23 protein-coding genes are annotated in these 23,953 nt (G+C 60.9%); all 23 read left to right on the plus strand.

Going from position 1 to position 23,953, the window contains the following annotated elements; genetic code table 11:
* Nucleotide 1 precedes the first annotated feature (1 nt).
* The 23 genes from HMPREF3173_RS03385 (at nt 2) to HMPREF3173_RS03495 (ending at nt 23,897) form a co-directional block, all read left to right on the plus strand.
* A complete protein-coding gene (locus HMPREF3173_RS03385; protein ID WP_070571538.1) occupies nt 2-1,111 on the plus strand; it encodes an N-acetylneuraminate synthase family protein in 1,110 nt (369 codons plus the stop codon).
* Nucleotides 1,112-1,113: 2 nt separating this feature from the next.
* Nucleotides 1,114-2,952 (plus strand): thiamine pyrophosphate-binding protein, encoded by a 1,839-nt coding sequence (locus HMPREF3173_RS03390; RefSeq protein WP_070571539.1) that lies wholly within the window; start codon nt 1,114-1,116, stop codon nt 2,950-2,952.
* Nucleotides 2,945-4,078: an FkbM family methyltransferase gene (locus HMPREF3173_RS03395; protein ID WP_070571540.1), complete on the plus strand. Its 1,134-nt coding sequence runs from the start codon at nt 2,945-2,947 to the stop codon at nt 4,076-4,078. The genes HMPREF3173_RS03390 and HMPREF3173_RS03395 overlap by 8 nt, the downstream gene beginning before the upstream one ends.
* A complete protein-coding gene (locus tag HMPREF3173_RS03400; protein ID WP_070571541.1) occupies nt 4,075-5,061 on the plus strand; it encodes an NAD-dependent epimerase/dehydratase family protein in 987 nt (328 codons plus the stop codon). The genes HMPREF3173_RS03395 and HMPREF3173_RS03400 overlap by 4 nt, the downstream gene beginning before the upstream one ends.
* A 34-nt stretch (nt 5,062-5,095) precedes the next feature.
* Nucleotides 5,096-5,992 carry a class I SAM-dependent methyltransferase gene (locus HMPREF3173_RS03405; RefSeq protein WP_083299912.1) on the plus strand — a complete coding sequence of 299 codons (897 nt, stop codon included), beginning with the start codon at nt 5,096-5,098 and terminating at the stop codon, nt 5,990-5,992.
* Between the two features lie 296 nt (nt 5,993-6,288).
* Entirely contained in the window at nt 6,289-7,224 is a 936-nt protein-coding gene (locus HMPREF3173_RS03410; protein ID WP_070571542.1) for a ketoacyl-ACP synthase III, read from the plus strand.
* A 242-nt stretch (nt 7,225-7,466) separates the two neighbouring features.
* Complete coding sequence (locus tag HMPREF3173_RS03415) at nt 7,467-8,315, plus strand: flagellin domain-containing protein (RefSeq protein WP_070571543.1); 849 nt, start codon at nt 7,467-7,469, stop codon at nt 8,313-8,315.
* A gap of 73 nt (nt 8,316-8,388) precedes the next feature.
* On the plus strand, nt 8,389-8,745 hold the full coding sequence (locus tag HMPREF3173_RS03420) for a flagellar protein FlaG (protein ID WP_070571544.1): 357 nt from the start codon (nt 8,389-8,391) through the stop codon (nt 8,743-8,745).
* 76 nt (nt 8,746-8,821) lie between these two features.
* Nucleotides 8,822-10,219, plus strand: a complete 1,398-nt coding sequence (gene fliD, locus HMPREF3173_RS03425) for a flagellar filament capping protein FliD (protein ID WP_070571545.1) — start codon at nt 8,822-8,824, stop codon at nt 10,217-10,219.
* A 136-nt stretch (nt 10,220-10,355) separates the two neighbouring features.
* Entirely contained in the window at nt 10,356-10,751 is a 396-nt protein-coding gene (fliS, locus tag HMPREF3173_RS03430) for a flagellar export chaperone FliS (RefSeq protein ID WP_043210879.1), read from the plus strand.
* 16 nt (nt 10,752-10,767) lie between these two features.
* Nucleotides 10,768-11,064 (plus strand): flagellar protein FliT, encoded by a 297-nt coding sequence (locus HMPREF3173_RS03435; RefSeq protein ID WP_043210877.1) that lies wholly within the window; start codon nt 10,768-10,770, stop codon nt 11,062-11,064.
* A 168-nt stretch (nt 11,065-11,232) separates the two neighbouring features.
* The gene (gene fleQ, locus HMPREF3173_RS03440; protein WP_070571546.1) at nt 11,233-12,708 is read left to right on the plus strand and encodes a transcriptional regulator FleQ; all 1,476 of its coding nucleotides are present in this window, start codon (nt 11,233-11,235) and stop codon (nt 12,706-12,708) included.
* Nucleotides 12,709-12,891: 183 nt separating this feature from the next.
* The gene (locus HMPREF3173_RS03445; protein WP_043210980.1) at nt 12,892-14,109 is read left to right on the plus strand and encodes a sensor histidine kinase; all 1,218 of its coding nucleotides are present in this window, start codon (nt 12,892-12,894) and stop codon (nt 14,107-14,109) included.
* Complete coding sequence (locus HMPREF3173_RS03450; protein WP_070571547.1) at nt 14,109-15,470, plus strand: sigma-54-dependent transcriptional regulator; 1,362 nt, start codon at nt 14,109-14,111, stop codon at nt 15,468-15,470. The genes HMPREF3173_RS03445 and HMPREF3173_RS03450 overlap by 1 nt, the downstream gene beginning before the upstream one ends.
* A 105-nt stretch (nt 15,471-15,575) precedes the next feature.
* A complete protein-coding gene (gene fliE / locus HMPREF3173_RS03455; protein ID WP_043212757.1) occupies nt 15,576-15,908 on the plus strand; it encodes a flagellar hook-basal body complex protein FliE in 333 nt (110 codons plus the stop codon).
* A 14-nt stretch (nt 15,909-15,922) separates the two neighbouring features.
* Nucleotides 15,923-17,701 (plus strand): flagellar basal-body MS-ring/collar protein FliF, encoded by a 1,779-nt coding sequence (fliF, locus tag HMPREF3173_RS03460; RefSeq protein WP_070571548.1) that lies wholly within the window; start codon nt 15,923-15,925, stop codon nt 17,699-17,701.
* The gene (gene fliG / locus HMPREF3173_RS03465) at nt 17,694-18,713 is read left to right on the plus strand and encodes a flagellar motor switch protein FliG (protein WP_043212764.1); all 1,020 of its coding nucleotides are present in this window, start codon (nt 17,694-17,696) and stop codon (nt 18,711-18,713) included. The genes fliF and fliG overlap by 8 nt, the downstream gene beginning before the upstream one ends.
* Nucleotides 18,714-18,802: 89 nt before the next feature.
* Nucleotides 18,803-19,579 (plus strand): flagellar assembly protein FliH, encoded by a 777-nt coding sequence (gene fliH, locus HMPREF3173_RS03470; protein WP_070571549.1) that lies wholly within the window; start codon nt 18,803-18,805, stop codon nt 19,577-19,579.
* A complete protein-coding gene (fliI, locus tag HMPREF3173_RS03475; RefSeq protein WP_070571550.1) occupies nt 19,569-20,927 on the plus strand; it encodes a flagellar protein export ATPase FliI in 1,359 nt (452 codons plus the stop codon). The genes fliH and fliI overlap by 11 nt, the downstream gene beginning before the upstream one ends.
* A 6-nt stretch (nt 20,928-20,933) precedes the next feature.
* Nucleotides 20,934-21,386 (plus strand): flagellar export protein FliJ, encoded by a 453-nt coding sequence (gene fliJ, locus HMPREF3173_RS03480; RefSeq protein ID WP_043212772.1) that lies wholly within the window; start codon nt 20,934-20,936, stop codon nt 21,384-21,386.
* A gap of 97 nt (nt 21,387-21,483) precedes the next feature.
* Nucleotides 21,484-21,789: an STAS domain-containing protein gene (locus HMPREF3173_RS03485; RefSeq protein WP_043212774.1), complete on the plus strand. Its 306-nt coding sequence runs from the start codon at nt 21,484-21,486 to the stop codon at nt 21,787-21,789.
* An 8-nt stretch (nt 21,790-21,797) separates the two neighbouring features.
* A complete protein-coding gene (locus HMPREF3173_RS03490; protein WP_070571551.1) occupies nt 21,798-23,489 on the plus strand; it encodes an ATP-binding SpoIIE family protein phosphatase in 1,692 nt (563 codons plus the stop codon).
* A 60-nt stretch (nt 23,490-23,549) separates the two neighbouring features.
* Nucleotides 23,550-23,897, plus strand: a complete 348-nt coding sequence (locus tag HMPREF3173_RS03495; protein WP_070571552.1) for an Hpt domain-containing protein — start codon at nt 23,550-23,552, stop codon at nt 23,895-23,897.
* Nucleotides 23,898-23,953 lie beyond the last annotated feature (56 nt).

The raw sequence follows: 23,953 nt of genomic DNA on the forward strand, positions 1-23,953 counted from the left end.
GATGAAGACCATCAGCCAACGTGACAAAGATTTATTCGAAAACCTGTTCGTTCTCGAACTTGCCAACAACCATTGGGGCAAGCTGGAGCGTGGGCTGAAGATCATTCGCGACCACGGTACGATTGCGCGCTTCAACAACGTCAAGGCCGCCATCAAGCTGCAGTTCCGAGATGTGGATGAGTTCATCCACCCTGATTTCAAAGGCACCACCGAACTGCGTTATGTGAAGAAAACCGAGGACACCCGCCTGACCAAGGCCGAGTTCTCGCGTATGGTCGAAGAGATCCGCAACCTGAGTTGCATTCCGATGGCCACGCCCTTTGACGAGGCCTCGGTCGATCTGTGCGTCGAGTTCGACATGCCGATCCTCAAGATCGCCAGCTCCGACATGAACGACTGGCCTTTGATCGAGAAGATCGCGTCCACCCGCCGGCCCACCATCATTTCGACCGGGGGCGCATCGGAAAAAGACCTGGACGACATTGTTCGCTTCTTCGAAAAGCGTGACATCCCGCTGGCCATCAACCACTGCGTTTCGCTCTACCCGAGTGAAGACGACGAGCTTCACCTCGACCAGATCGACTACCTGCGTAACCGCTACCCGGGCCATGTCATCGGCCTATCCACCCATGAGTACCACGATTGGCATTCGTCCATGCTGATTTCCTACGGCAAGGGTGCCCGTACTTGGGAGCGGCATATCGATATCGATTATGAAGGCGTCTCGGTCTCCAATTACTGCTCCCTGCCCGAGCAATGCGATACTTGGTACAAGGCGTTCCACAAGGCCAAGGAAATGTGCGGTGGCGTCAGCACCAGCCGACGCATCATTTCGCGCAAGGAAACCGAATACCTCAACGCGCTCGTGCGCGGTGCCTATGCCCGTCGGGACCTGGAGCCCGGCTACGTGCTGAACCACGATGAATTCGAAAAGGACTTCTACCTGGCCATTCCCTTGCACAAGGGGCAGTTGTCGTGCCGTGAAGTCATGAACGGTGAAAGGCTGCTGCAGCCGATTCGGGCCAATGAGCGACTGACCATCGAGCACATCGATGGCCCCTACAGCGAAACACCTGCGCTCAAGACCCTCATCCTGAACCGGGGGCTTTGAACATGCGCGTCTCCGAGCAAATCGCACAATGGTTGGTGCAGCAGGGTGTCGAACAGGTCTTCACCGTGACCGGTGGGGGGGCCATGTTCCTCAACCAGGCCCTGGGCGGGCATGAGGGGCTGCGCTGTACCTTCATGCATCACGAGCAGGCCTGCGCCATGGCTGCCGAAGGCTATGCGCGTATCACCGGCAAACCGGCAGTGGTGATGCTGACCACCGGCCCGGGCTCCATAAACGCACTCAATGGCGTACATGGCGCATTCACCGATTCCATTCCGATGATCGTGATTTCCGGTCAGATCAAGCGCGAGACCTGTGTCTCGTTCCAGGATGTGCCAGGCTTGCGCCAGCTGGGCGACCAAGAAGGTCCCACGATCGCCATGGCCAGTCCGGTCTGCAAGTATGCGCAGATCGTTCGCTCGGAGAAGGATCTGGAAGTCATGCTGCCCAAAGCCTATGCCGAGGCCGTGAGCGGTCGCCCGGGCCCGGTATGGCTCGACATCCCGCTGGACATTCAGCAGTCCACTGTGCCCATCAGCATCCCCGGGCCGGTGTTGACCCGGCCGCAACCGTCCGAAGGGTTGCGAGCGGCGTGTGCGCAAATCGCCCAGCAGCTCTTGCAGGCGCATCGCCCGTTGATTTTGGGCGGGACGGGGGTCCGGCTTTCGGGCACCGAAAAGCGCCTGCTAGCGCTGATCGAGCGTTACCGTGTACCGCTGGCCACGGCCTGGACGCATGACCTGATCGCTTCCGACCATCCGCTGTTTGCGGGGCGACCGGGCACCATCGGCACGCGGGCGGGCAACCTGTGCCTGCAGGCGGCCGATTTCGTGCTCGTGCTCGGCTCGCGCCTGAACGTTCGCCAGACTAGCTACAACTGGCAAGCCTTCGCCAAGCATGCCTGGGTGGCCCAGGTGGATATCGACGCCGCCGAGCTGAACAAGCCCACCTATCGACCGGACCTTGGGGTTGCCGCCGACCTGAACGACTTCCTGGATGTGCTGGAGCAGGAGCTGGCGCGTGCAAGCCTTCCCGATTTCGGTGCTTGGGTGCAGTGGTGCCAGCGTATCGGGACCACTTACCGCGCCTCGGCAGAGCACCAGCAGCGTCCTGGCGATGTGCTCAACCCCTATGTCATGGTTTCGCGTATTTTCAGCCAACTGCGCCCTGACGATATCGTGGTGTGTGGCAACGCATCTGCCTGCATTCTGCCGTTCCAAGTGGGGGCTCTGCAGAAAGGGCAGCGCCTGTTCAGCAACTCCGGCTCCGCCTCCATGGGCTACGACCTGCCTGCCGCCATTGGCGCTGCGACAGCGGCAGCGCTCGAAGGCAAGCGGGTGATCTGCTTTGCCGGGGATGGCAGCTTGCAGATGAACATCCAAGAGCTTCAGACGCTGAAGACCTTGGGCGCCAATGTCATCGTCATCGTGCTCAACAATCGCGGTTATCTCTCGATCTGGCAGACCCATGAGAACTTCTTCGGTCGGGTCATCGGCGCCACGCCAGAATCGGGTGTGGAATTCCCTGATTTCACGGCAGTTGCGCGTGCCTATGGGCTGCGTGCCGAATCTGTCGCCTCGGAGCAGGACCTGAACCGCTTCGATGCCTTGCTGGAAAGCGACGGTCCGTTGTTGATCGACTTGCATGTCGATCCGCGGCAAGAGTTCGTTCCGCGTATCAAGTCTCGCGTGGACGCGCAGGGAGCCTTCGTCACGCCTGAACTGGATGACATGCATCCATTCCTGGATCAGGCAACGCTAGCGCGGATTCGCACAGAAGCATTGGCGATACGTGCAATCTCTCAAACTGCACAAGACTCAGGAAGCAATGGCAATGGCTGATAAAACCTACCGCTCTGCCGATTTCATTTCCCTGCGAGATCAGGCCAGTGACCAGGTACCGACGCGCATTGATCCAGATCGCCCGGTTTGGATTTTCGGTGCCGGGAATTTTGGTCGAAGCCTTGCCGCGGCGATGCAGAAGCAGAACATTGCTGTTGCAGGCTTTGTCGAAACGACACCTCGTGTCGCATCAGCGCTCGGGTTGCCAGTACTGGACTGGCAAGCATTGGCGCTTGAACATCCGCAGGCGCAACTGGCACTTGGCATCTTCAACCGCGATACGGCCTACGATGAATTGCTGGGGATCGTCGCCGATGCCGGATTTGCTCCACCGCTGATGCCCTGGATGCTCTATGAACAGTTTTCCCAAGCGCTGGGGTGGCGCTTCTGGCTAAGTGCTCGCTCGTTCCTGTTGGGGGCCATGGACAGGCTGGGGCGAGTGGCCGAAGCGCTGGCAGATGACGAGAGTCGGAAAATACTGTATCGCATGTGCGCTTTTCGCCTTGGACTGGACATGGAGTACTCCAGTTTCATGTCTGACGAGACGAGGTACATCAATGAGCTGACCTTGCCAGCGCTGAAGGGGCGAGACATCACCTACGTTGATTGCGGGGCCTATGATGGCGACAGTTATGACGAACTGATCGCATGGTCGGAAATCTCCTGCAAGCAGGCGTTTCTCCTGGAGCCGGACCCGGAGAACTTTACTCGTCTGGTTCATCAGGTTGCGCTCAAAGGGACCAATGCCATCTGTCTGCCGATGGCCGCTGCTGAGTCCTATAGCATCCTTACGTTCAATGCCGGGCAAGGGGAAGCCTGTTCCATCAGCCAGGGAGGCGGTGGTACATCCATTGCGGCGGTCGCGTTGGACCAGATGCTGCCTTGCATGCCCGTCGATCTTATCAAACTCGATGTGGAGGGGGCCGAAGCGCAGGTGCTACGTGGCGCCGAGCAGATCATCCGGCGCAGTCGTCCGGTATTGATCGTATCGCTTTACCATAACCCGCAGGATCTGTGGGAGCTGCCGGAGCTGTTGTTCGATCTCTGCCCGAACTACAAATTCCATATCCGGCAGCATTGCCCCAATACCTTCGAGTCCGTCCTGTACGCTGTGCCGAACCCATGAATCTGCTGCTGACGGGGGGGACGGGGTTCTTTGGCCGTGCGCTGTTGCGGCATTGGCTGGCTCTTGCCCAAATGGGTAGCCAGGTCCCGATGGTGACGGTATTGAGCCGTTCTCCTCAGAAGTTCTGCGCGCAGTTTCCTGAGTTTGCGGGCCAGCACTGGTTGCACTTGCATCAAGGAGACATCCTGGAGCCGGCTTCGTTGCCGGTGGGTGCAGGCTTCACCCATGTGTTGCACGCCGCAGCCGACTCCACCGAGGGGCCTCGCCTGAGTCCGTTACAGCGTTATGTCCAGATAGTCGATGGTACCCGGCACCTGTTGGATCATGCGGCGGCCCAGCGCATTCCTCGTTTTCTGCTGACCAGCTCCGGTGGCGTCTATGGCCCTCAGCCAGCGCAGATGGAGACCATCAGTGAACACTACAACGGAATGCCGGACCCACTCAGCGCAGCGCATGCCTACAGCGTTGCCAAGCGTTGCGCAGAGCATTTGTGCGCTCTGTATCAGCAGCAATTTGGCCTGGAGGTGGTGATTGCCCGTTGCTTCGCCTTCGTGGGGCGCGATCTGCCACTGGATGTGCACTTTGCGATCGGCAATTTCATCCGGGATGCCCTGGAGGCCCCTGTCATCACCGTCAATGGTGATGGAGCGCCCGTGCGCTCCTACATGGATCAGCGTGACCTGGCGCATTGGTTGGATGTGCTGTTGCGCCAAGGTAGGGCGGGGCAGGCTTACAACGTGGGTTCGGACGCAGCGATCACGATCGGTGAACTGGCGCACCTGGTGCGCGATACCCTTGCGCCGCACAAGCCTGTATCCGTCAGCGCCAAGGCTGTTGTGGACGGGAGCTTCCGCAACCGTTACGTGCCCTCCATCGATAAGGCACGTACCGAGTTCGGGCTGCAATTGCAGCATCCGCTGATGGAGGCGATTCAAGAGGCAGCCCGCCATGCGCGCTCTGGCGGCGTCGTGAAACTGTCCTAGGACCATGAAAACCCATCACTGACGGGATGAAATCATGAGCAACTCCCTTCCGTTCTCGCCATCGCGTGAACGCGTCGCCACGCAATGCATCTGCTGTGGCGGCACGCAACTGCAAAAGTCCGCAGCCATTCTAATGCCCTTCGTCTCGCACCGAGCGCTGGATTGGCCTCCGGTGCTCATAGATGCCGAATGGGGGCTGAATACCGTTCCGCAGGGGATGGCGTACTGCATTTGCAATACGCTTCATTGTGAGCATTGCGAGTTCCTGTTCCTGGACATTCGCTTCTCGGACCGCGAAATGGAGCGGTTGTACGATGGGTACTACGGCGAGGACTATGAGCGTCTTCGCGAGCATTACGAACCTGGATTTCGCGAGCGCAACCAGGCTTTGACCGCACCCAGTGATCTGATCGAACTGACACGGCACTACATCCTTCGGTACGTTAACCCGACGCGTGTTCTGGACTGGGGAGGAGGGGATGGCACCAATACGCCTTTCAAGGGACAGGGGTACCAGACGGATATCTTCGATATCGATAAAAAGGCGACTGTGCCTGGCACGCGGAGCGTCTCGAAGGATGAAATCCGTGGGGTCGACTACGACCTGATCGTTTGTCGCCAGGTATTGGAGCACGTTCCTTATCCTGCGGACACGCTCTCCCAGATCCGAACGTACATGCGGGACGATACCTTGCTATACGTGGAGTTGCCGCACGAGGCCCTGATGGTGGGCAACAATGGCCTGTCTGCCGGGCAGAAGAAACATTGGCATGAACACATCAACTTCTTCTCCCCAAAGGCAGTCAGCCACTTGTTCGAGGCGTGCGGGTTCACTGTCCTCGACGTTCGGTCGACGCCGATCTCCGGTGACCCAAGGTTGAGCTCCGCGTCCCGTATCCTGCAGGCAATCGTGAAGAAAGAACGCTCCTGAGCACAAAGCGCCGGTGCCTGGCAGACAGGTGCTGGCCTGGCGCCATATGGAGGTCGAACTTTCTGGCTGTTCAGTTCCCGCCTGGCTGGATCGACGCTACATCGTGCTGGCCGGTGCCTGGGAAGGTAAGGCGACGTTGCGGCGTACGCAGCTTTGGTCGTATAACCGTGACTTGGCAGTCGAAACGTGCATCTTTAATCTATTCAGTCTGCGGGCAGCCACGTCGACGAGGCTTGCACGGCCTGCATTGCAGCGCCCAATCCCGCACTATCCGCCATGTCTACCGGGAAGCCACAATGATTGGCATTAAAAGCATCGCCAGTTACGTACCTGTGGAGGGCGTCGACAATTACGCCCAGGGTGCGAAATTCGGCAAGGACCAAGAATTCATTTTCGGCAAGATCGGCTCGACCTTCTTGCCACGCAAGGATGCCTCGCAGGAAACCTCCGACCTGTGTGTCGAGGCCGCCAAGGCGTTGTTTGCTGCCAATCCGACGTTCGACCCCGCTAGCATCGAAGCGCTGATTGTCGTCACCCAGAACGGCGATGCCGAAGGGCTGCCGCACACTGCGGCTATCGTCCAGCAAAAGCTCGGACTGCCGACTCACATTGCTGCGTTCGACATCTCGCTGGGTTGCTCCGGCTATGTTTACGGCATCTACGCCTTGAAGGGATTCATGGAGGCGGCAGGCCTTAAGAATGGGCTACTGATTACCGCCGACCCCTACTCGAAGATCGTCGACCCCGAAGACCGTAATACCACCATGTTGTTCGGTGATGCCGCCACGGCGACTTGGATGGGTGAAGGTGCGACCTGGCAATTGGGCAAGTCGCTATTCGGCAGTGATGGGGCAGGGGCAGAGCATCTGCGTACGACCGACGGCAAGTTCTTCATGAACGGTCGCCAGGTCTATAACTTCGCGCTGGTCAAAGTCCCGGCGCATCTGCAGCAACTGCTCGAGGCGAGCGGATTGCAGGCCGACGATATCGATCTCTACTGTTTGCACCAGGGCAGCGCGGCGATCGTCGATGCCGTTTCCCAACGCTTCAATGAGGGCAAGCAGCGCGAGAAATTCGTCAAGGACATGGCCGAGACGGGTAACACAGTTTCTTCGAGCATCCCGCTCTTGCTGGAAAAGTACGTGCTGGATTCCCATTGCAAGCGTGTCGCACTCAGTGGTTTCGGCGTAGGCCTATCGTGGGGGTCCGCCATCCTCGAACGTACCGACTAAGAGGTAGTGGTATGGAAAAAGCGCTGACCGGATCCGGTCGGCGCTTTTTGTTTTTGCGGCGATTTTCTGGCGCCAACTACTTGATTTCATTGGGCTGGCATGGTGCCAGTAAAAAAAAACGAAAAAGGCCCTAAAGCAAACTGCCCTGACGACGATAAACATTACGAAGGTTCTCTAGGCCACACCCCCGGCGAATTGCCAAGGCCGGAAGCCGTAGTACCCAATCCAACGAGGAATTCGTCATGGCTTTGACCGTTAACACCAACACTACCTCTCTGGGCGTTCAGAAGAACCTGAACCGTGCTTCCGACGCACTGAGCACTTCGATGAGCCGTCTGTCCTCCGGCCTGAAAATCAACAGCGCCAAAGACGACGCCGCCGGCCTGCAGATCGCTACCCGCATGACCTCGCAGATCCGCGGTCAGACCATGGCTATCAAGAACGCCAACGACGCCATCTCCATCGCCCAGACTGCTGAAGGTGCGATGCAAGAGCAGACCAACATTCTGCAGCGTATGCGTGAACTCGCTCTGCAGGCGCGAAACGACTCCAACACCGCCGATGACCGTGAAGCACTGGATAAAGAGTTCCAGTCGATGCTCAAGGAAATCGACCGTATTGCAAACAGCACCCAGCTGAACAACAAGAACCTGCTGGACGGCTCCTCCAGCGACCTGACCTTCCAGGTAGGTTCGAACACCGGTAGCGACAACCAGATCGTTATCAGCCTGAGCGATGCCATGAACACCACCGGTGCTCTGAGCGGCATGTCCGGCCAGGCGATCACCGGCGAGAGCTCGGACATCGAAGCCAACTTCAGTGCCGCGATGAGCGCCATTGACGATGCACTGAAAGCGATCAACACCACCCGTGCTGACCTCGGTGCCGCTCAAAACCGTCTGACCAGCACCATCAACAACCTGCAAAACATCAACGAGAACGCCGAAGCCGCTCGTGGTCGTGTACAGGACACCGACTTCGCTGCTGAAACTGCCCAGCTGACCAAGCAGCAGACCCTGCAGCAAGCTTCGACTTCGGTTCTGGCCCAGGCCAACCAGCTGCCATCGGCAGTTCTGAAGCTGCTGGGCTAATCTGCCTGACAGGTGTCGGCGGGGAAGTGCACCTGAGGCGCTTCCCCGCCTTTTCATTGTGAGGTGGTAAAAGATGGACATGAGCCTCAAGTTGAACCTGTCCTATCAGGCTACACGCCAGGCCGAGCAGATTGCCGAAAAGCCGGTGGTCCGGCCGGCTGAAGTTCCCGAAGAAGGCAAGAAGGGCGACTCGGTCAAGGTACAGGGCGTCGACGACGTGAAGAACGCCGTCGCGGAAATCGAAAAGTTCTTGAATGAATCCCGACGTAACCTGGAGTTCTCTACCGACGAGGAATCCGGCAAAATCGTGGTCAAGGTCATCGCCAGTGACAGTGGTGAGCTGATTCGTCAGATCCCCTCGGAAGAGGCCCTGCGAATCGCCCATAGCCTGAGTGATGTCAAAAGTGTTCTGTTCGACGCCAAGGTTTGACCGGCGGCGGACAAATGATGTGAATCATGTCGGTCCTGTGGAGCAGGGTTGACGCGTTGACGAGAGGGACAACAGCATGGCAAGCCCGATTACATCCAGTGTAGGCCTGGGTTCTGGTCTCGATATTGGTGCGATGGTCAAGGCGTTGGTTGGCGCAGATACCGCCGCCAAGCAGGCGCAGATCAAGCGCCAGACCAGTAACAACAGTGCGATGATCTCGGGTGTAGGCGCGCTGCGTAGTGCCCTCACGGCGTTCCAGAGCGCCATGGGCAAGCTCAATGACAAGACGGCGCCGTCTTTCAACGCGTATACGGCGTCCACCGCCAACGACAAGGTTGTAAAGGTCACCTCCGGCAATACCGCGGTGACGGGTGATTACGCGATTGAAGTGAAAAAGCTGGCGACCGGCTCCAAGGTGGCCAGCCTGGGCTACAAGGAAGGCCCCTCCAAGTCGATCACCGCAGGTGAGTTGGTCATCCAGCGGGGTACTAGCACCTACAAGATGCAGATCGGTGAAGGCGCTACGTTGGAAAGCGTGCGGGACCAGATCAACAAGGAAATGGCGTACAACAACATCAGCGCGAACATCATCAATGGTGAGGATGGTGCGCGTTTGGTTCTCACCTCGACCACCACCGGGGATGGCAACGATCTCAAGCTGAGCGGGATTCCCGAGCTGGAAATCGATGGTACCGTGCCGATGGGCTCGGGCGCCGGTTATATTGACGGCAAGGCGCAGAGCGCCGAGCTGACCATTGACGGCCAGACGGTCAAAAGCACCACCAACACGATCAAGAACGCTGTCAGTGGACTGACTCTGGAGCTGACGGGTGTCAGTGAAGGAGGGGCCAAGACCAAGGTTTCGGTTGCGTCGAACAATGACGGCTTGAAGACTTCGGTGCAAGGCTTTGTTGATGCCTATAACACCTTGCAGCGGGCGATCAGTGCGTTGACGGCCAGTAGTCGCGATGCGGATGACAATCTGGTACTGGGGCCGCTAAGCAATGATCCGACGACGCGTTCGCTCCTAGGGGATATTCGCAAGGTGCTCACCGAAGTTGGTTCGGGTGATCGCCTGACAACGCTTGGTCAGTTGGGTGTCAATACTCAGAAGGACGGCACGCTCGAATTCAATAGTGTCAAGTTCACTGCAGCGATGGATGATAAGAAGCTTGGTCCAGAGGTGCAGGAGCTGTTCACGGGCACTAATGGTATTTTTGAGCGGATGAACAAGGCCATCGATCCCTATAACAAGGCCGATGGTACCTTGGCGACAAGAAAGTCCAATCTTGACAAGGTCGCCAAGAACCTCAGTGACCAACAAGCTGCTTTGGATCGCCGCACCGATTCGTTGACCGAATCCTTGACCAAGAAGTTCGTCGCCCTGGATACCGCCCTGGGCAAGATGAAAGCCCAGGCCGACCAGATCACCTCGATCTTCGAAGCGATCAACGCCCAGGCCAAGAAGTCCTGATCCTTTCAGGCGGACACTAAAAAGCCCGGCGGCGTCTACAGGATGCCCCGGGCTTTTGGCTTTATAGCTAAAGTTCTTTGACGCCGCGACGATACACAGGTATACGCAACCTTTTTCGCTGCAACGAGGTAGACCCATGAACCCGATGTTGGCCCTCCGGCAATACCAGAAAGTCAATGGTGTGGCGCAGACCTCCGTGGCCAGTCCGCACCGTCTGGTACAAATGCTCATGCAGGGCGGTCTCGATCGTCTTGCCCAGGCCAAGGGCGCCATGGCGCGCAACGACGTCCCTCAGCGCGGCATTCTGATCGGCAAGGCCATCGACATCATCGGCGGGTTGCGCGAAGGTTTGGACCTTGAAAACCATGCCGACAGCCTCACCGATCTGGACAACCTGTACAGCTACATGAGCCGTCGCCTGGTCGAAGCCAACGTCAAGAACGATCCGGCGATCATTGATGAGGTGGCGCGTCTGCTCATCACGGTCAAGGAAGGCTGGGACGCGATCGGCGATCAGCAGCCGGCAGACTGATTCGGGAGAGGTTGCAATGAGCGAGGTGATCGAGCGTATCGAGCAGACCCGTGAGGCGCTGCTGGCGGCATTGGATAGTCGTGATTGGGATGCGATTGGCGAGCTCGACTTGGAGTGCCGAATTTGCGTCGACGACGTGCTGGCTGAGGCCTCGCTCAACGAAGACGCGGTAAAGGGCAGCCTAGAGCAGTTGCTTGGCGTTTATCGGCAACTTATTGATATTGCAAGTGGCGAACGTCAATCGATAGTCGACGAGATGACGCAGATTCGTCAGGCGAAAAATGCCGCAAAGGTATACCATCTCTTCAGTTGACGCTGGAGGGGTGCAAAAAATCGCGCGCCATTAATTTGACTGTGTGCGTTTTTTTGACTTAACTAGTGACTGTTTTCGCAAAATCAGACGTCCGAGCACTGATCATTCAGTCGGAATGATGTCGAGCACGCCTGCGGGCGTCGAAATGACTAGGGAAGTTGCTAACGCATGTGGCGTGAAACCAAGATCCTCCTGATCGATGACGACAGCGAACGCCGCCGCGATCTGGCGGTGGTCCTGAATTTTCTAGGCGAAGAAAATCTCTCCTGCTCCAGCCATGATTGGCAGCAGGCGGTTGCTTCTTTGTCGTCGAGTCGCGATGTGCTGTGCGTACTGATCGGGACCGTGAATGCTCCGGCGGGTGTCCTTGGGCTGCTTAAGACAGTGGCTGCATGGGATGAGTTCCTTCCGGTTCTGCTTTTAGGTGAAATTTCTTCTGCGGACTTCCCGGAAGACCTACGCCGTCGCGTTCTGTTCAATCTCGAAATGCCGCCGAGCTATAGCCAGTTGCTCGATTCGCTGCACCGTGCCCAGGTCTATCGTGAAATGTACGACCAGGCCCGCGAGCGCGGCCGCCAGCGCGAACCCAATCTGTTCCGCAGCCTGGTCGGCACCAGCCGTGCCATCCAGCATGTGCGCCAGATGATGCAGCAAGTGGCCGATACCGATGCCAGCGTGCTGATTCTCGGTGAGTCCGGCACTGGCAAGGAGGTGGTGGCGCGCAACCTGCACTACCACTCCAAGCGTCGCGAAGCGCCGTTCGTGCCGGTCAACTGCGGGGCGATTCCGGCCGAGTTGCTCGAGAGCGAGTTGTTCGGGCATGAGAAGGGCGCCTTCACCGGGGCTATCACCAGCCGTGCCGGGCGTTTCGAGCTAGCCAACGGCGGGACCTTGTTCCTCGACGAGATCGGCGACATGCCGCTGCCGATGCAGGTCAAGCTGCTGCGTGTGCTGCAAGAGCGCACCTTCGAGCGGGTCGGTAGCAACAAGACCCAGAGCATTGATGTACGCATCATTGCCGCGACCCACAAGAACCTCGAGACCATGATCGAGGAAGGGACCTTCCGTGAAGACCTGTACTACCGCTTGAATGTCTTCCCCATCGAAATGGCGCCGCTGCGTGAGCGAGTCGAGGATATTCCGCTGTTGATGAACGAGCTGATCTCGCGGATGGAGCACGAAAAGCGCGGCTCGATCCGTTTCAACTCAGCATCGATCATGTCCCTGTGCCGTCACGGTTGGCCGGGGAACGTCCGTGAGCTGGCCAATCTGGTCGAGCGCATGGCGATCATGCATCCATACGGGGTGATCGGGGTTTCCGAGTTGCCAAAGAAATTCCGTTACGTCGATGACGAAGACGAGCAGATGGTCGACAGCCTGCGCAGCGATCTGGAAGAACGTGCGGCGATCAACGGTCACGCGCCAAGCTTCTCCGGCAGCGCCATGCTCCCGCCAGAAGGGTTGGACCTGAAGGATTATCTGGGCAACCTCGAGCAGGGCCTGATCCAGCAGGCATTGGACGACGCCAACGGTATCGTCGCGCGAGCCGCCGAGCGCTTGCGTATCCGCCGCACCACGCTGGTGGAAAAGATGCGCAAGTACGGCATGAGTCGTCGAGAAGGTGACGATCAGGCAGAAGGTTGACGCCTTCTGCTTTCTACAAGCGGGGCTGCTTTGCAGCCTTCGCGCCGGCAAGCCCTCTGCAGCCGGGTGGTGCAACGCCGCCTTGCGATGAAGGTCGCGGCATTTCCTTATACCCGGCACGGCTATTGCTACACCGCAGGCAACACACCGTTTTTATGACGGTCAGCCACGCGAGAGAGCATGATGCCCCAGGTCGCCCACATCTCCCGAACCCCCGACGCGCACGGCCGCACCTCGGTCGAGCAGGAAAGCCGTCAGGGCCTGGAGCAGGCGTTCGCCCTGTTCAATCAGGTTTCTGATCAGCTCAGTGAGTCCTACAGCCTGCTCGAAGCCCGGGTCAGCCAGCTCAAGGGTGAACTGGCCGTGGTCAGTGCTCAGCGCATGGCCGAGCTGGATGAAAAAGAGCGCCTGGCCAATCGTTTGCAGAACCTGCTCGACCTGCTGCCCGGCGGGGTGATCGTCATCGACGATCAGGGGTATGTGCGCGAGGCCAACCCGGCGGCTTGCGAGTTGCTGGGCGAGCCACTGGTAGGTGAGCTCTGGCGCCAAGTGATCGCCCGCAGTTTCGCCCCGCGCAAGGATGACGGCCATGAAATCTCGTTGCGTGACGGCCGGCGGCTGTCCATCGCCACGCGCTCGCTCGATGCCGAGCCCGGGCAACTGGTGCTGCTCAACGACCTGACCGAGACCCGCCGCCTGCAAGACCAACTGGCCCGCCATGAGCGGTTGTCGTCGTTGGGGCGCATGGTCGCTTCACTCGCTCATCAGATCCGCACGCCATTGTCGGCGGCGATGCTCTATGCCGGCCATTTGGCCGACGCAGAAAAAGAATTGCCCAAAGAAACCCGCCAGCGCTTCGCTGGCAGCCTCAAGGAGCGCCTGCACGAGCTGGAGCATCAGGTCCGTGACATGCTGGTGTTCGCTCGCGGCGAGCTGCCGCTGGGCGACCGCATGAGCCCCAAGGCTTTGTTCCAAGCGTTGCAGCAGGCGGCCCAAACCCATGTCCAGGGCCATAGCGTGCGCTGGCAATGCGACAGCCATCTCGGTGAGCTGCTGTGCAATCGCGACACCTTGGTGGGTGCCTTGCTCAATCTGATCGAAAACGCCTTGCAAGCCAGCACCGGGCCGGCGCGCCTGAAGGTGCACCTGTACCGGCGCGATCAGGCCCTGCACTTGTGCATCAGCGATGCCGGCTGTGGCATCGAGGCCGAGCTGCTGGCGCGCTTGGGCGAGCCCTTCCTGACTACCAAGTCCACCGGCACCGGCTTGGGGTTGGCGGTGGTCAAGGCTGTCGTGCGGGCGCACCAGGGTAGTCTGCGGCTGCGCTCGAAGGTCGGTCGAGGAACGTGTGTGGACGTGGTGCTGCCGTTGATCGGCGGGCCGGCGATGGGGGAGGCGTGATGACGATCAAGGTGTTGCTGGTCGAGGACGATCGTGTCCTACGCCAGGCCTTGGGCGATACCCTGGAAATCGGCGGTTTCGCCTACCGTGCGGTGGGCAGCGGCGAGGAGGCGCTCGAGGCGGTGGCCGGCGAGTCCTTCAGCCTGGTGGTCAGCGATGTGAACATGCCGGGCATGGATGGGCACCAGTTGCTGGCTCAGCTGCGTACCCAGCATCCTCAATTGCCGGTGTTGCTGATGACTGCCCACGCCGCGGTGGAGCGTGCCGTGCAGGCCATGCGCCAGGGCGCTGTCGATTACCTGGTCAAGCCGTTCGAGCCCAAGGCGCTGCTGAGTCTGGTGGAGCGCCATGCTGCCGGGCGCGTGGGTGGTGCCGATGAAGAGGGGCCGGTCGCCTGTGAGCCTGCCAGTCGGCAATTGCTGGAGCTGGCCGCGCGCGTGGCGCGCAGTGACTCGACCGTGCTGATTTCCGGCGAGTCCGGGACTGGCAAGGAAGTGCTGGCGCGCTATATCCATCAGCAATCGCCGCGCGCGGCGCAGCCCTTCGTGGCGATCAATTGCGCAGCCATTCCCGACAACATGCTCGAAGCCACGTTGTTCGGCCATGAGAAAGGCGCCTTCACGGGGGCCATTGCCGCCCAGGCCGGCAAGTTCGAGCAGGCCGATGGCGGCACTTTGTTGCTCGACGAGATTTCCGAAATGCCCCTGGGCTTGCAGGCCAAGCTTCTGCGCGTGCTGCAGGAGCGTGAGGTGGAGCGGGTGGGTGGGCGCAAGCCGATCGCCCTGGACATCCGCGTGCTGGCGACCACCAACCGAGACTTGGCCGAGGAGGTCGCCGCCGGGCGCTTCCGTGAGGACCTCTACTATCGCCTGTCGGTGTTCCCGCTCGCCTGGCGCCCGCTGCGCGAGCGCGGCGCCGACATTCTGCCGCTGGCCGAGCGCCTGCTGGCGCGCCATGTAGCCAAGATGAAGCATGCCCCGGTGCGGCTGTCCGCCGAAGCGCGCGCCTGCCTGCAAGGGCATCCGTGGCCGGGTAATGTACGCGAGCTGGACAACGCTTTGCAGCGCGCCTTGATCCTGCAGCAGGGTGGGGTGATCGAGGCGGCGGATTTCTGTCTGGCCGGTGCCATTGCGTTGTCGGTACCGGCGGTGGCCGTGAGCGAGGTACCTGCCGAATCCGGGGGGCTGGGCGATGACATGCGTCGCCATGAGTTCCAGATGATCATCGACACCCTGCGCGCCGAGCGTGGCCGTCGCAAGGAAGCCGCCGAGCGCTTGGGTATCAGCCCGCGGACACTGCGCTACAAACTGGCGCAGATGCGTGATGCGGGGTTCGACGTCGAAGCCAGCCTGTACGGCTGAAACCAGTTTTAAAGGTCGCATGCAGGGCTGGCACTCTTGTTGCTAGTTCCAGCCCATTCGCTGCATGAGCGTCAAAAAAATGCGGCCGCCGGAGAGAAGAAGTCCATGACCCAAGGTGTTGAATTCAATCGTCTGATGCTGGATATGCGGGCCATGCAGGCCGAAGCCATGTCCCAGCCCAAGGTCGCTGCCGCGCCTGAACTGGCCCCTGGCCAGAGCAGCTTTGCCGACATGCTCGGCCAGGCCATCGGTAAGGTCAATGAGGTACAGCAGGCCTCGACCCAGCTGTCCAACGCCTTCGAGATCGGCAAGAGCGGTGTTGACCTGACTGACGTAATGATTGCTTCGCAAAAGGCTTCCGTGTCGTTCCAGGCCCTGACCCAGGTCCGTAACAAACTGGTCCAGGCGTACCAGGACATCATGCAGATGCCGGTTTGAGGACAGAGTGAGCCATGGCTGAAGCAGTCGTCGACAATCCCCCCGCCAAGAGTGGTCCGCCAGCGCCCAAGCCGCCGCTGTTCGGCATGTCGTTCCTGGAAAACATCTCGCAGATGCCCATGCTGCGTCAGGTCGGCCTGCTGGTCGGACTGGCCGCGAGCGTGGCGATCGGCTTCGCCGTGGTGCTTTGGTCGCAGCAACCGGACTACCGGCCGCTGTACGGCAGCCTGGCGGGCCTGGATGCCAAGCAGGTCATGGACACCCTGGCCTCCGCGGACATCGGCTACCGCGTGGAGCCCAACTCCGGTGCCTTGCTGGTCAAGGCCGACGATCTCTCCCGCGCGCGCCTGAAGCTGGCTGCTGCCGGTGTCGCGCCAAGCGATGGCAACATCGGCTTCGAGATTCTCGATAAAGAGCAGGGCTTGGGTACCAGCCAGTTCATGGAGGCCACCCGCTACCGTCGGGGCCTTGAAGGCGAACTGGCGCGTACCGTATCGAGCCTGAACAACGTCAAGGCCGCCCGTGTCCACCTGGCCATTCCCAAGAGCTCGGTGTTCGTGCGCGATGAGCGCAAGCCCAGCGCATCGGTACTGGTCGAGCTGTATCCGGGACGCGCCCTGGAGGCCGGCCAGGTCATGGCCATCGTCAACCTGGTGGCCACCAGCGTGCCGGAACTGGACAAGTCCCAGGTGACCGTGGTCGACCAGAAGGGCAACCTGCTCTCCGAGCAGTTGCAGGACACCGCCTTGACTATGGCCGGCAAGCAATTCGACTACAGCCGCCGCATGGAAGGCCTGTTGACCCAGCGTGTGCACAACATCCTGCAGCCGGTGCTGGGCAACGACCGCTACAAGGCCGAGGTGTCGGCCGACGTCGACTTCAGCGCGGTCGAGTCCACCTCCGAGCAGTTCAACCCAGATCAGCCAGCGCTTCGCAGCGAGCAGTCGGTCAATGAACAGCGCTCCAGCAGCCAGCCCCCGCAAGGCGTGCCCGGTGCCCTGAGCAACCAGCCGCCGGCCGGTGCCTCGGCGCCTGAAAATGCCACCGCCTCGGCGCCGCCTGCCGGTGCGATCCAGCCAGGGCAGCCACTGGTGGACGCCAATGGCCAACAGATCATGGACCCGGCCACTGGCCAGCCGATGTTGGCGCCTTACCCGGCTGACAAGCGTCAGCAGACCACCAAGAACTTCGAGCTCGATCGCTCCATCAGCCACACCCGTCAGCAGCAGGGCCGCCTGACGCGCCTGTCGGTGGCCGTGGTAGTGGACGACCAGGTCAAGGTCGACGCCGCCACCGGCGAAGCCACCCGTGCCCCATGGGGTGCCGAGGACCTGGCGCGCTTCACTCGCCTGGTGCAGGACGCAGTGGGCTTCGACGCCAGCCGTGGCGACAGCGTGACCGTGGTCAACGTGCCGTTCTCCGCTGACCGTGGCACGGAGCTGGAGGACATTCCGTTCTACTCGCAGCCTTGGTTCTGGGACATCGTCAAGCAGGTGCTGGGTGTCGTGTTCATCCTGGTGCTGGTATTCGGTGTGCTGCGTCCGGTGCTCAACAACATCACAGGTGGCGGCAAGCAGGCTGCCACCGACAGCGACATGGAGCTGGGCGGGATGATCGGTCTGGATGGCGAACTGGCCAACGACCGCGTCACCCTGGGTGGCCCGCAAAGCATTCTGTTGCCGAGCCCGAGCGAGGGCTATGAAGCACAGTTGAACGCAATCAAAGGCCTGGTGGCCGAAGACCCGGGTCGCGTGGCCCAGGTCGTGAAAGAGTGGATCAACGCCGATGAGTGACAACCGAGCCGTTACCGCCAAGCTGAGCCGCGTCGACAAGGCGGCGATCCTGCTGCTCTCCCTGGGCGAGACCGACGCCGCCCAGGTCCTGCGACACATGGGGCCCAAGGAAGTGCAGCGGGTCGGTGTGGCCATGGCGCAGATGGGCAACGTCCATCGCGAACAGGTCGAGCAGGTGATGAGCGAGTTCGTCGAAATCGTCGGCGACCAGACCAGCCTGGGCGTGGGCTCCGACGGCTATATCCGCAAGATGCTCAACCAGGCCTTGGGCGAGGACAAGGCCAACGGCCTGATCGACCGCATCCTGCTGGGTGGCAACACCAGTGGCCTGGACAGCCTCAAGTGGATGGAGCCGCGTGCCGTGGCCGATGTCATCCGCTACGAACACCCGCAGATCCAGGCCATCGTGGTGGCCTACCTGGACCCGGACCAAGCCGGTGAGGTGCTGAGTAACTTCGACCACAAGGTGCGCCTGGACATCATCCTGCGCGTCTCGTCGCTCAATACCGTGCAACCGGCGGCGCTCAAGGAGCTGAACCAGATCCTCGAGAAGCAGTTCTCCGGCAACTCCAATGCCGCGCGCACCACCCTGGGCGGTATCAAGCGCGCCGCGGACATCATGAACTTCCTCGACAGTTCGGTCGAAGGCCAGCTGATGGATGCGATCCGCGATATCGACGGCGACCTGTCCGAGCAGATCGAAGACTTGATGTTCGTCTTCAACAACCTGGCCGACGTCGACGATCGTGGCATCCAGGCGCTGCTGCGCGAGGTGTCCTCCGACGTGCTGGTCGTCTCGCTCAAGGGCGCCGACGAGAAGGTCAAGGACAAGATCTTCCGCAACATGTCCAAGCGCGCCTCGGAGCTGCTGCGCGACGACCTGGAGGCCAAGGGGCCGGTGCGGGTCAGCGACGTGGAGACGGCGCAGAAGGAAATCCTCACCATCGCACGGCGTATGGCCGAGGCCGGCGAGATCGTGCTTGGCGGCAAAGGCGCCGAAGAAATGATTTAAGCCGCAAGTGGCACGCTGGAGCGGCAAGAAAAGCGTATGGCCTTTTCTTGTTGCTGCAAGCGTGCAGCTCGTAGCCATGAGGTTTTGACATGTCCACCAATGAACACCTCAGCGATCTGATCCGCGCCCGCGATCTTGAGGGCGTCGATGTCTGGGCGTTGCCCAGCTTCGACCCGGAGCCAGAGCCGGAGCCTGAACCGGAACCTGAGATCGTCGAGGAAGAAATCGAGGAGGTGCCGCTGGAGGAAGTCCAGCCACTGACCCTCGAAGAGCTCGAAGCGATCCGTCAGGAGGCCTACAACGAAGGGTTCGCCACCGGTGAGCGCGAAGGTTTCCACAGTACCCAGCTGAAAGTGCGTCAGGAGGCCGAGGTGGCTTTGGCGGCCAAGCTGGCCAGCCTCGAACAACTGATGGGGCAACTGCTCGAACCTATCGCCGAACAGGACACCCAGATCGAGCGTGGCCTGGTGCAGTTGGTGGCGCACATGACCCGCCAGGTGATCGGTCGCGAGCTGCGCAGCGATTCGAGCCAGATCACCCACGTGCTGCGCGAGGCACTCAAGCTGCTGCCCATGGGCGCCGAGAACATCCGCATCCATCTGAACCCTCAGGATTTCGAGCTGGCCAAGGCCCTGCGCGAACGCCACGAAGAGCGTTGGAAGCTGCTCGAGGACGAGTCGCTGCTGCCGGGTGGTTGCCGGATCGAAACGCTGCACAGCCGCATCGATGCGACCATGGAAACGCGCCTGGAAAAGGCGCTGGCGCAATTGTTCGACCAATTGCACGACCAGTCCCTGCACCCGGCCGCGCCGGATCTCGCCCTTGAGCTGGAAACAAGCATCCCGGAGCATGGCGATGCGTCTTGAGCGCACCAGCTTCGGCAAGCGCCTGGGCGGTTATGCGGCGGCGGTTAAATTACCGGACCAACCGGTGGTGGAGGGGCGCTTGCTGCGCATGGTCGGCCTCACCCTGGAGGCCGAAGGCCTGCGCACCGCAGTCGGCAGTCGCTGTCTGGTGATCAACGACGACAGCTACCACCCGGTGCAGGTCGAGGCCGAGGTCATGGGCTTTTCCGGCGCCAAGGTCTTCCTCATGCCGGTGGGCAGTATCGCGGGTATCGCGCCCGGGGCGCGTGTCGTGCCCTTGGACGACAGCGGTCGGCTGCCCATGGGCATGAGCATGCTCGGGCGGGTGCTCGATGGCGCCGGGCGTGCCCTGGATGGCAAAGGCGGGATGAAGGCCGAAGACTGGGTGCCGATGGACGGCCCGATCATCAACCCGCTCAACCGTGATCCGATCAGCCAGCCGCTGGACGTGGGTATCCGCAGCATCAACGGGCTGCTCACGGTGGGGCGTGGGCAGCGTCTGGGCCTGTTCGCCGGTACCGGTGTGGGTAAATCGGTGTTGCTGGGCATGATGACGCGCTTCACCGAGGCCGAGATCATCGTGGTCGGCCTGATCGGCGAGCGGGGCCGCGAGGTGAAGGAGTTCATCGAGCACATCCTCGGTGAGGAAGGGCTCAAGCGCTCGGTGGTGGTGGCCTCGCCTGCCGACGATGCGCCACTGATGCGCCTGCGCGCGGCGATGTACTGCACGCGAATTGCCGAATATTTCCGTGACAAAGGCAAGAACGTTCTGCTGCTGATGGATTCGCTGACCCGTTTCGCCCAGGCCCAGCGGGAAATCGCCCTGGCCATCGGCGAGCCGCCGGCGACCCGCGGCTATCCGCCTTCGGTGTTCGCCAAACTGCCCAAGCTGGTCGAACGCGCGGGCAATGGCGAGCCAGGCGGCGGCTCGATCACTGCTTTCTACACGGTGCTGTCCGAAGGTGACGACCAGCAGGACCCTATCGCCGATGCGGCGCGCGGCGTGCTCGATGGCCACTTCGTACTGTCTCGGCGGTTGGCCGAGGAAGGGCATTACCCGGCCATCGATATCGAAGCGTCCATCAGCCGGGTCATGCCCCAAGTTGTCGATCCGGATCACCTGCGCCAAGCCCAGCACTTCAAGCAGTTGTGGTCGCGCCTGTCTCAAAGCCGCGACCTGATCAGCGTCGGTGCCTATGTGCCAGGCGGAGACCCGGAGACCGACCAGGCCATCGCCTTGCAGTCGAGCCTGGTGGGCTTCTTGCGTCAGGGCCTTCAGGAAAACGTCGGCATGGCCCAGAGCCGCGAGCAGCTCGGCGCCATCTTCGCTTCGCCTGCAGGCGGCTGATAGGTCATGGCCTTGCCCAGTCGAGCCGCGCGCCTGGCGCCGGTGGTGGAGATGGCCGAGGAGGCCGAGCGCAAGGCCGCCCAGCGCCTTGGCCACTTCCAGCAGCAGTTGGCCCAGGCCCACGCCAAGCTGGCCGAGCTCGAGCGTTTTCGCGAAGACTATCAGTTGCAGTGGATCAACCGCGGCGGACAGGGGGTCAACGGCAACTGGCTGGTCAACTACCAACGCTTTCTCGGTCAGTTGGAAACGGCGATGACTCAGCAACGCCAGAGCCTGGCCTGGCACCAGAACAACCTCAACAATGCCCGGGGCATCTGGCAGCAGGCCCATGCGCGGGTCGAGGGGTTGCGCAAGCTGGTGCAGCGATATCTCGACGAAGCCCGGCGGGCGGAAGACAAGCGTGAGCAAAAGCTGTTGGATGAATTATCCCAGCGTTTGCCGCGTCATCATCACCTGTAACCGTCTTGCTGGCGTCTGCGCCAATTTGCGATTGCCGGTAGCGCCTGCTAAACCTACTAGGATCGCATTCGCCATCATCATCGAAGGAATCGCTGGCATGGCTGTCGAATCCGATTTTTCACAGGACGAGAAAAAACTCACGATCACCGTCAAAGGGCGGTTTGACTTCGGCAGGCATCAAGAATTTCGCAATGCCTACGAACGACAACCCGTCCGCCCTGACTCAGTGGTCGTGGATCTCAAGGACGCCACTTACCTGGACAGCTCGGCATTGGGCATGCTGCTGTTGCTGCGCGACCATGAGGGCGGTGAAGACGCCTGCATCAGCGTGATCAACACCAGCCCTGACGTGCGCAAGATCCTCGCCATCTCCAATTTCGAAAAACTGTTCGATATCAGTTGAGCGTCGACATGCCGGCCGAACGGGCGCTGAGCGTGCTGGTCGCCGAAGACGGTGCGGCAGACCGGTTGTTGCTGGCGCAGATCGTCCGGCGCCAGGGTCATGAAGTGTTCACCGCAGAAAACGGCGAGCAGGCCGTGGCGCTGTTCGCCGAACGGCGGCCGCAGCTGGTGCTGCTCGATGCGCTGATGCCGGTGATGGACGGATTCGAGGCGGCGCGTCGGATCAAGGCGCTGGCCGGCGAAGCGCTGGTGCCGATCATCTTTCTCACCTCGCTCAACGAGCAGGACGCCTTGGTGCGCTGCCTGGAAGCCGGCGGCGACGACTTCATGGCCAAGCCCTACAGCGCGGTGATCCTCGGCGCCAAGATCCGCGCCATGGATCGGCTGCGTCGGTTGCATGCCACGGTGCTCGAGCAACGAGACCAGATCGCCCGGCATCATCATCACCTGCTCAACGAGCAACGGGTCGCCAAGGCGGTGTTCGACAAGGTGGCCCATGCCGGATGCCTGCGCGCGCCCAACATTCGCTACCTGCAATCTCCCTACGCGCTGTTCAATGGCGACCTGTTGCTGGCGGCCTATACCCCCAACGGCAACCTGCATGTGCTGCTGGGCGACTTTACCGGCCATGGCTTGCCCGCCGCGATTGGCGCCATGCCTTTGGCCGAGGTGTTCTACGGCATGGCCGCCAAGGGCCATGGTGTCGCAGAAACGCTGCGGGAGATGAACTCCAAGCTCAAGCACATCCTGCCAGTGGACATGTTCTGCTGCGCCCTGATGCTCGACCTGAGCTATCAACGTGGCACGGTGGAGGTCTGGAACGGCGGCATGCCGGATGGTTACCGTTTGTCCGGTGCAGGAGAGGTGCTGGCCACGCTGCAATCGAGGCACCTGCCACTGGGCATCCTCTCGCCAGAGCGCTTCGATGACAGCACCGAGGTGTTGCCGCTGGCGGTGGGCGAGCGGCTGTTGTTGCTTTCCGATGGTGTGGTCGATACCTGCGATGACCAGGAGCGGTTATTCGGCGTGCAGCGCTTGGAGCAGGTGCTGCGCGCCAATCGCGATCCGGCGCAGTTGCTGCCGGAACTGATGCAAGCACTGGAGCATTTTGGCGGGCGCCCCCGGGACGATATCAGCCTGTGTGACGTGTCCATGGTCGAGCCCCAGTGGCAGGCGCCAGCGGCCGTGCCCGACAGCGAGGCCAGCCGTTCTGGTCCGTTGCATTGGTCGCTGCACTTCGAATTGCGTGGCGAAAGCTTGAAACGTTTCAATCCTGTGCCATACCTCGTTCAACTGCTGCAGGAGATCCATGGCCTGCGGCCAAACGGTGGCCTGCTGCACACAGTCCTGAGTGAGTTGTACGCCAACGCCCTGGAGCATGGGGTGCTTGGCCTGGATTCGCGTCTCAAGCACGACGCCCAAGGATTTGCCGACTACTACCGCGAGCGTAGCCTTCGCTTGGCGCGGCAGGATGACGGCTTCGTGCGAATCGATCTGGAAGTTGAACCCTGGGCGAGGGGTGGGCGTCTGAAGATCGACGTACGCGACAGTGGCCTGGGATTCGACGTTGCCCAGGTGCTGTCCGGCCAGCGGCAGGCCCAGGGGTTGAGCGGGCGCGGACTGAACCTGGTGCGCAGCCTCAGCCAGAGCGCCGAATGGCTTGAGGGTGGGCGTTGTGCGCGGGTGGTATTCTGTTGGTGACTAGCTGGCGCCGGTCCCTGCGCAAGCAGGCCCCATGGACTTGATCAAAGGAGTGAGCAAGTGGCTGACATGCATATCGACCCGAAGATCCTCAGCGACCTGCAAGAGGTCATGGAGGAGGGGTATTTGCAATTGCTCGAGACTTTTCTGGAAGACTCCGAGCGCCGCCTAGACCAATTGCACGGGGCCCGCAGCGCCGAGGAGCTGGGCTTGGCGGCCCACAGCTTCAAGGGCAGCAGCGGCAACATGGGCGCGGTGGGCCTGGCCGAGCTGTGTCGGCAGTTGGAGGAGCGTGTGCGAAAGCAATCCCTGTATGGCATCGAGGACCTGATCAACCGGATCGACCAGGAGTATCTCGAGGTTCAGCGCTTCTACCGCGCCGAGCGCGCGCGTATTTCCGCAGGTTGAAGCAACCTGGCGCGACTTTTGCCTGTCTTTGCCTGGACGATTCACGATTATTCGGC

This window comes from Pseudomonas sp. HMSC08G10, from assembly GCF_001808425.1.
In the GTDB taxonomy this organism is placed as follows: domain Bacteria; phylum Pseudomonadota; class Gammaproteobacteria; order Pseudomonadales; family Pseudomonadaceae; genus Aquipseudomonas; species Aquipseudomonas guariconensis.

What these genes read in the sequence shown, in the direction of transcription:
- HMPREF3173_RS03385 (WP_070571538.1), top strand. Translation starts at nt 2, where the DNA reads ATGAAGACCATCAGCCAACGTGACAAAGATTTATTCGAAAACCTGTTC.
- HMPREF3173_RS03390 (WP_070571539.1), top strand. Translation starts at nt 1,114, where the DNA reads ATGCGCGTCTCCGAGCAAATCGCACAATGGTTGGTGCAGCAGGGTGTC.
- HMPREF3173_RS03395 (WP_070571540.1), top strand. Translation starts at nt 2,945, where the DNA reads ATGGCTGATAAAACCTACCGCTCTGCCGATTTCATTTCCCTGCGAGAT.
- HMPREF3173_RS03400 (WP_070571541.1), top strand. Translation starts at nt 4,075, where the DNA reads ATGAATCTGCTGCTGACGGGGGGGACGGGGTTCTTTGGCCGTGCGCTG.
- HMPREF3173_RS03405 (WP_083299912.1), top strand. Translation starts at nt 5,096, where the DNA reads ATGAGCAACTCCCTTCCGTTCTCGCCATCGCGTGAACGCGTCGCCACG.
- HMPREF3173_RS03410 (WP_070571542.1), top strand. Translation starts at nt 6,289, where the DNA reads ATGATTGGCATTAAAAGCATCGCCAGTTACGTACCTGTGGAGGGCGTC.
- HMPREF3173_RS03415 (WP_070571543.1), top strand. Translation starts at nt 7,467, where the DNA reads ATGGCTTTGACCGTTAACACCAACACTACCTCTCTGGGCGTTCAGAAG.
- HMPREF3173_RS03420 (WP_070571544.1), top strand. Translation starts at nt 8,389, where the DNA reads ATGGACATGAGCCTCAAGTTGAACCTGTCCTATCAGGCTACACGCCAG.
- fliD (WP_070571545.1), top strand. Translation starts at nt 8,822, where the DNA reads ATGGCAAGCCCGATTACATCCAGTGTAGGCCTGGGTTCTGGTCTCGAT.
- fliS (WP_043210879.1), top strand. Translation starts at nt 10,356, where the DNA reads ATGAACCCGATGTTGGCCCTCCGGCAATACCAGAAAGTCAATGGTGTG.
- HMPREF3173_RS03435 (WP_043210877.1), top strand. Translation starts at nt 10,768, where the DNA reads ATGAGCGAGGTGATCGAGCGTATCGAGCAGACCCGTGAGGCGCTGCTG.
- fleQ (WP_070571546.1), top strand. Translation starts at nt 11,233, where the DNA reads ATGTGGCGTGAAACCAAGATCCTCCTGATCGATGACGACAGCGAACGC.
- HMPREF3173_RS03445 (WP_043210980.1), top strand. Translation starts at nt 12,892, where the DNA reads ATGCCCCAGGTCGCCCACATCTCCCGAACCCCCGACGCGCACGGCCGC.
- HMPREF3173_RS03450 (WP_070571547.1), top strand. Translation starts at nt 14,109, where the DNA reads ATGACGATCAAGGTGTTGCTGGTCGAGGACGATCGTGTCCTACGCCAG.
- fliE (WP_043212757.1), top strand. Translation starts at nt 15,576, where the DNA reads ATGACCCAAGGTGTTGAATTCAATCGTCTGATGCTGGATATGCGGGCC.
- fliF (WP_070571548.1), top strand. Translation starts at nt 15,923, where the DNA reads ATGGCTGAAGCAGTCGTCGACAATCCCCCCGCCAAGAGTGGTCCGCCA.
- fliG (WP_043212764.1), top strand. Translation starts at nt 17,694, where the DNA reads ATGAGTGACAACCGAGCCGTTACCGCCAAGCTGAGCCGCGTCGACAAG.
- fliH (WP_070571549.1), top strand. Translation starts at nt 18,803, where the DNA reads ATGTCCACCAATGAACACCTCAGCGATCTGATCCGCGCCCGCGATCTT.
- fliI (WP_070571550.1), top strand. Translation starts at nt 19,569, where the DNA reads ATGCGTCTTGAGCGCACCAGCTTCGGCAAGCGCCTGGGCGGTTATGCG.
- fliJ (WP_043212772.1), top strand. Translation starts at nt 20,934, where the DNA reads ATGGCCTTGCCCAGTCGAGCCGCGCGCCTGGCGCCGGTGGTGGAGATG.
- HMPREF3173_RS03485 (WP_043212774.1), top strand. Translation starts at nt 21,484, where the DNA reads ATGGCTGTCGAATCCGATTTTTCACAGGACGAGAAAAAACTCACGATC.
- HMPREF3173_RS03490 (WP_070571551.1), top strand. Translation starts at nt 21,798, where the DNA reads ATGCCGGCCGAACGGGCGCTGAGCGTGCTGGTCGCCGAAGACGGTGCG.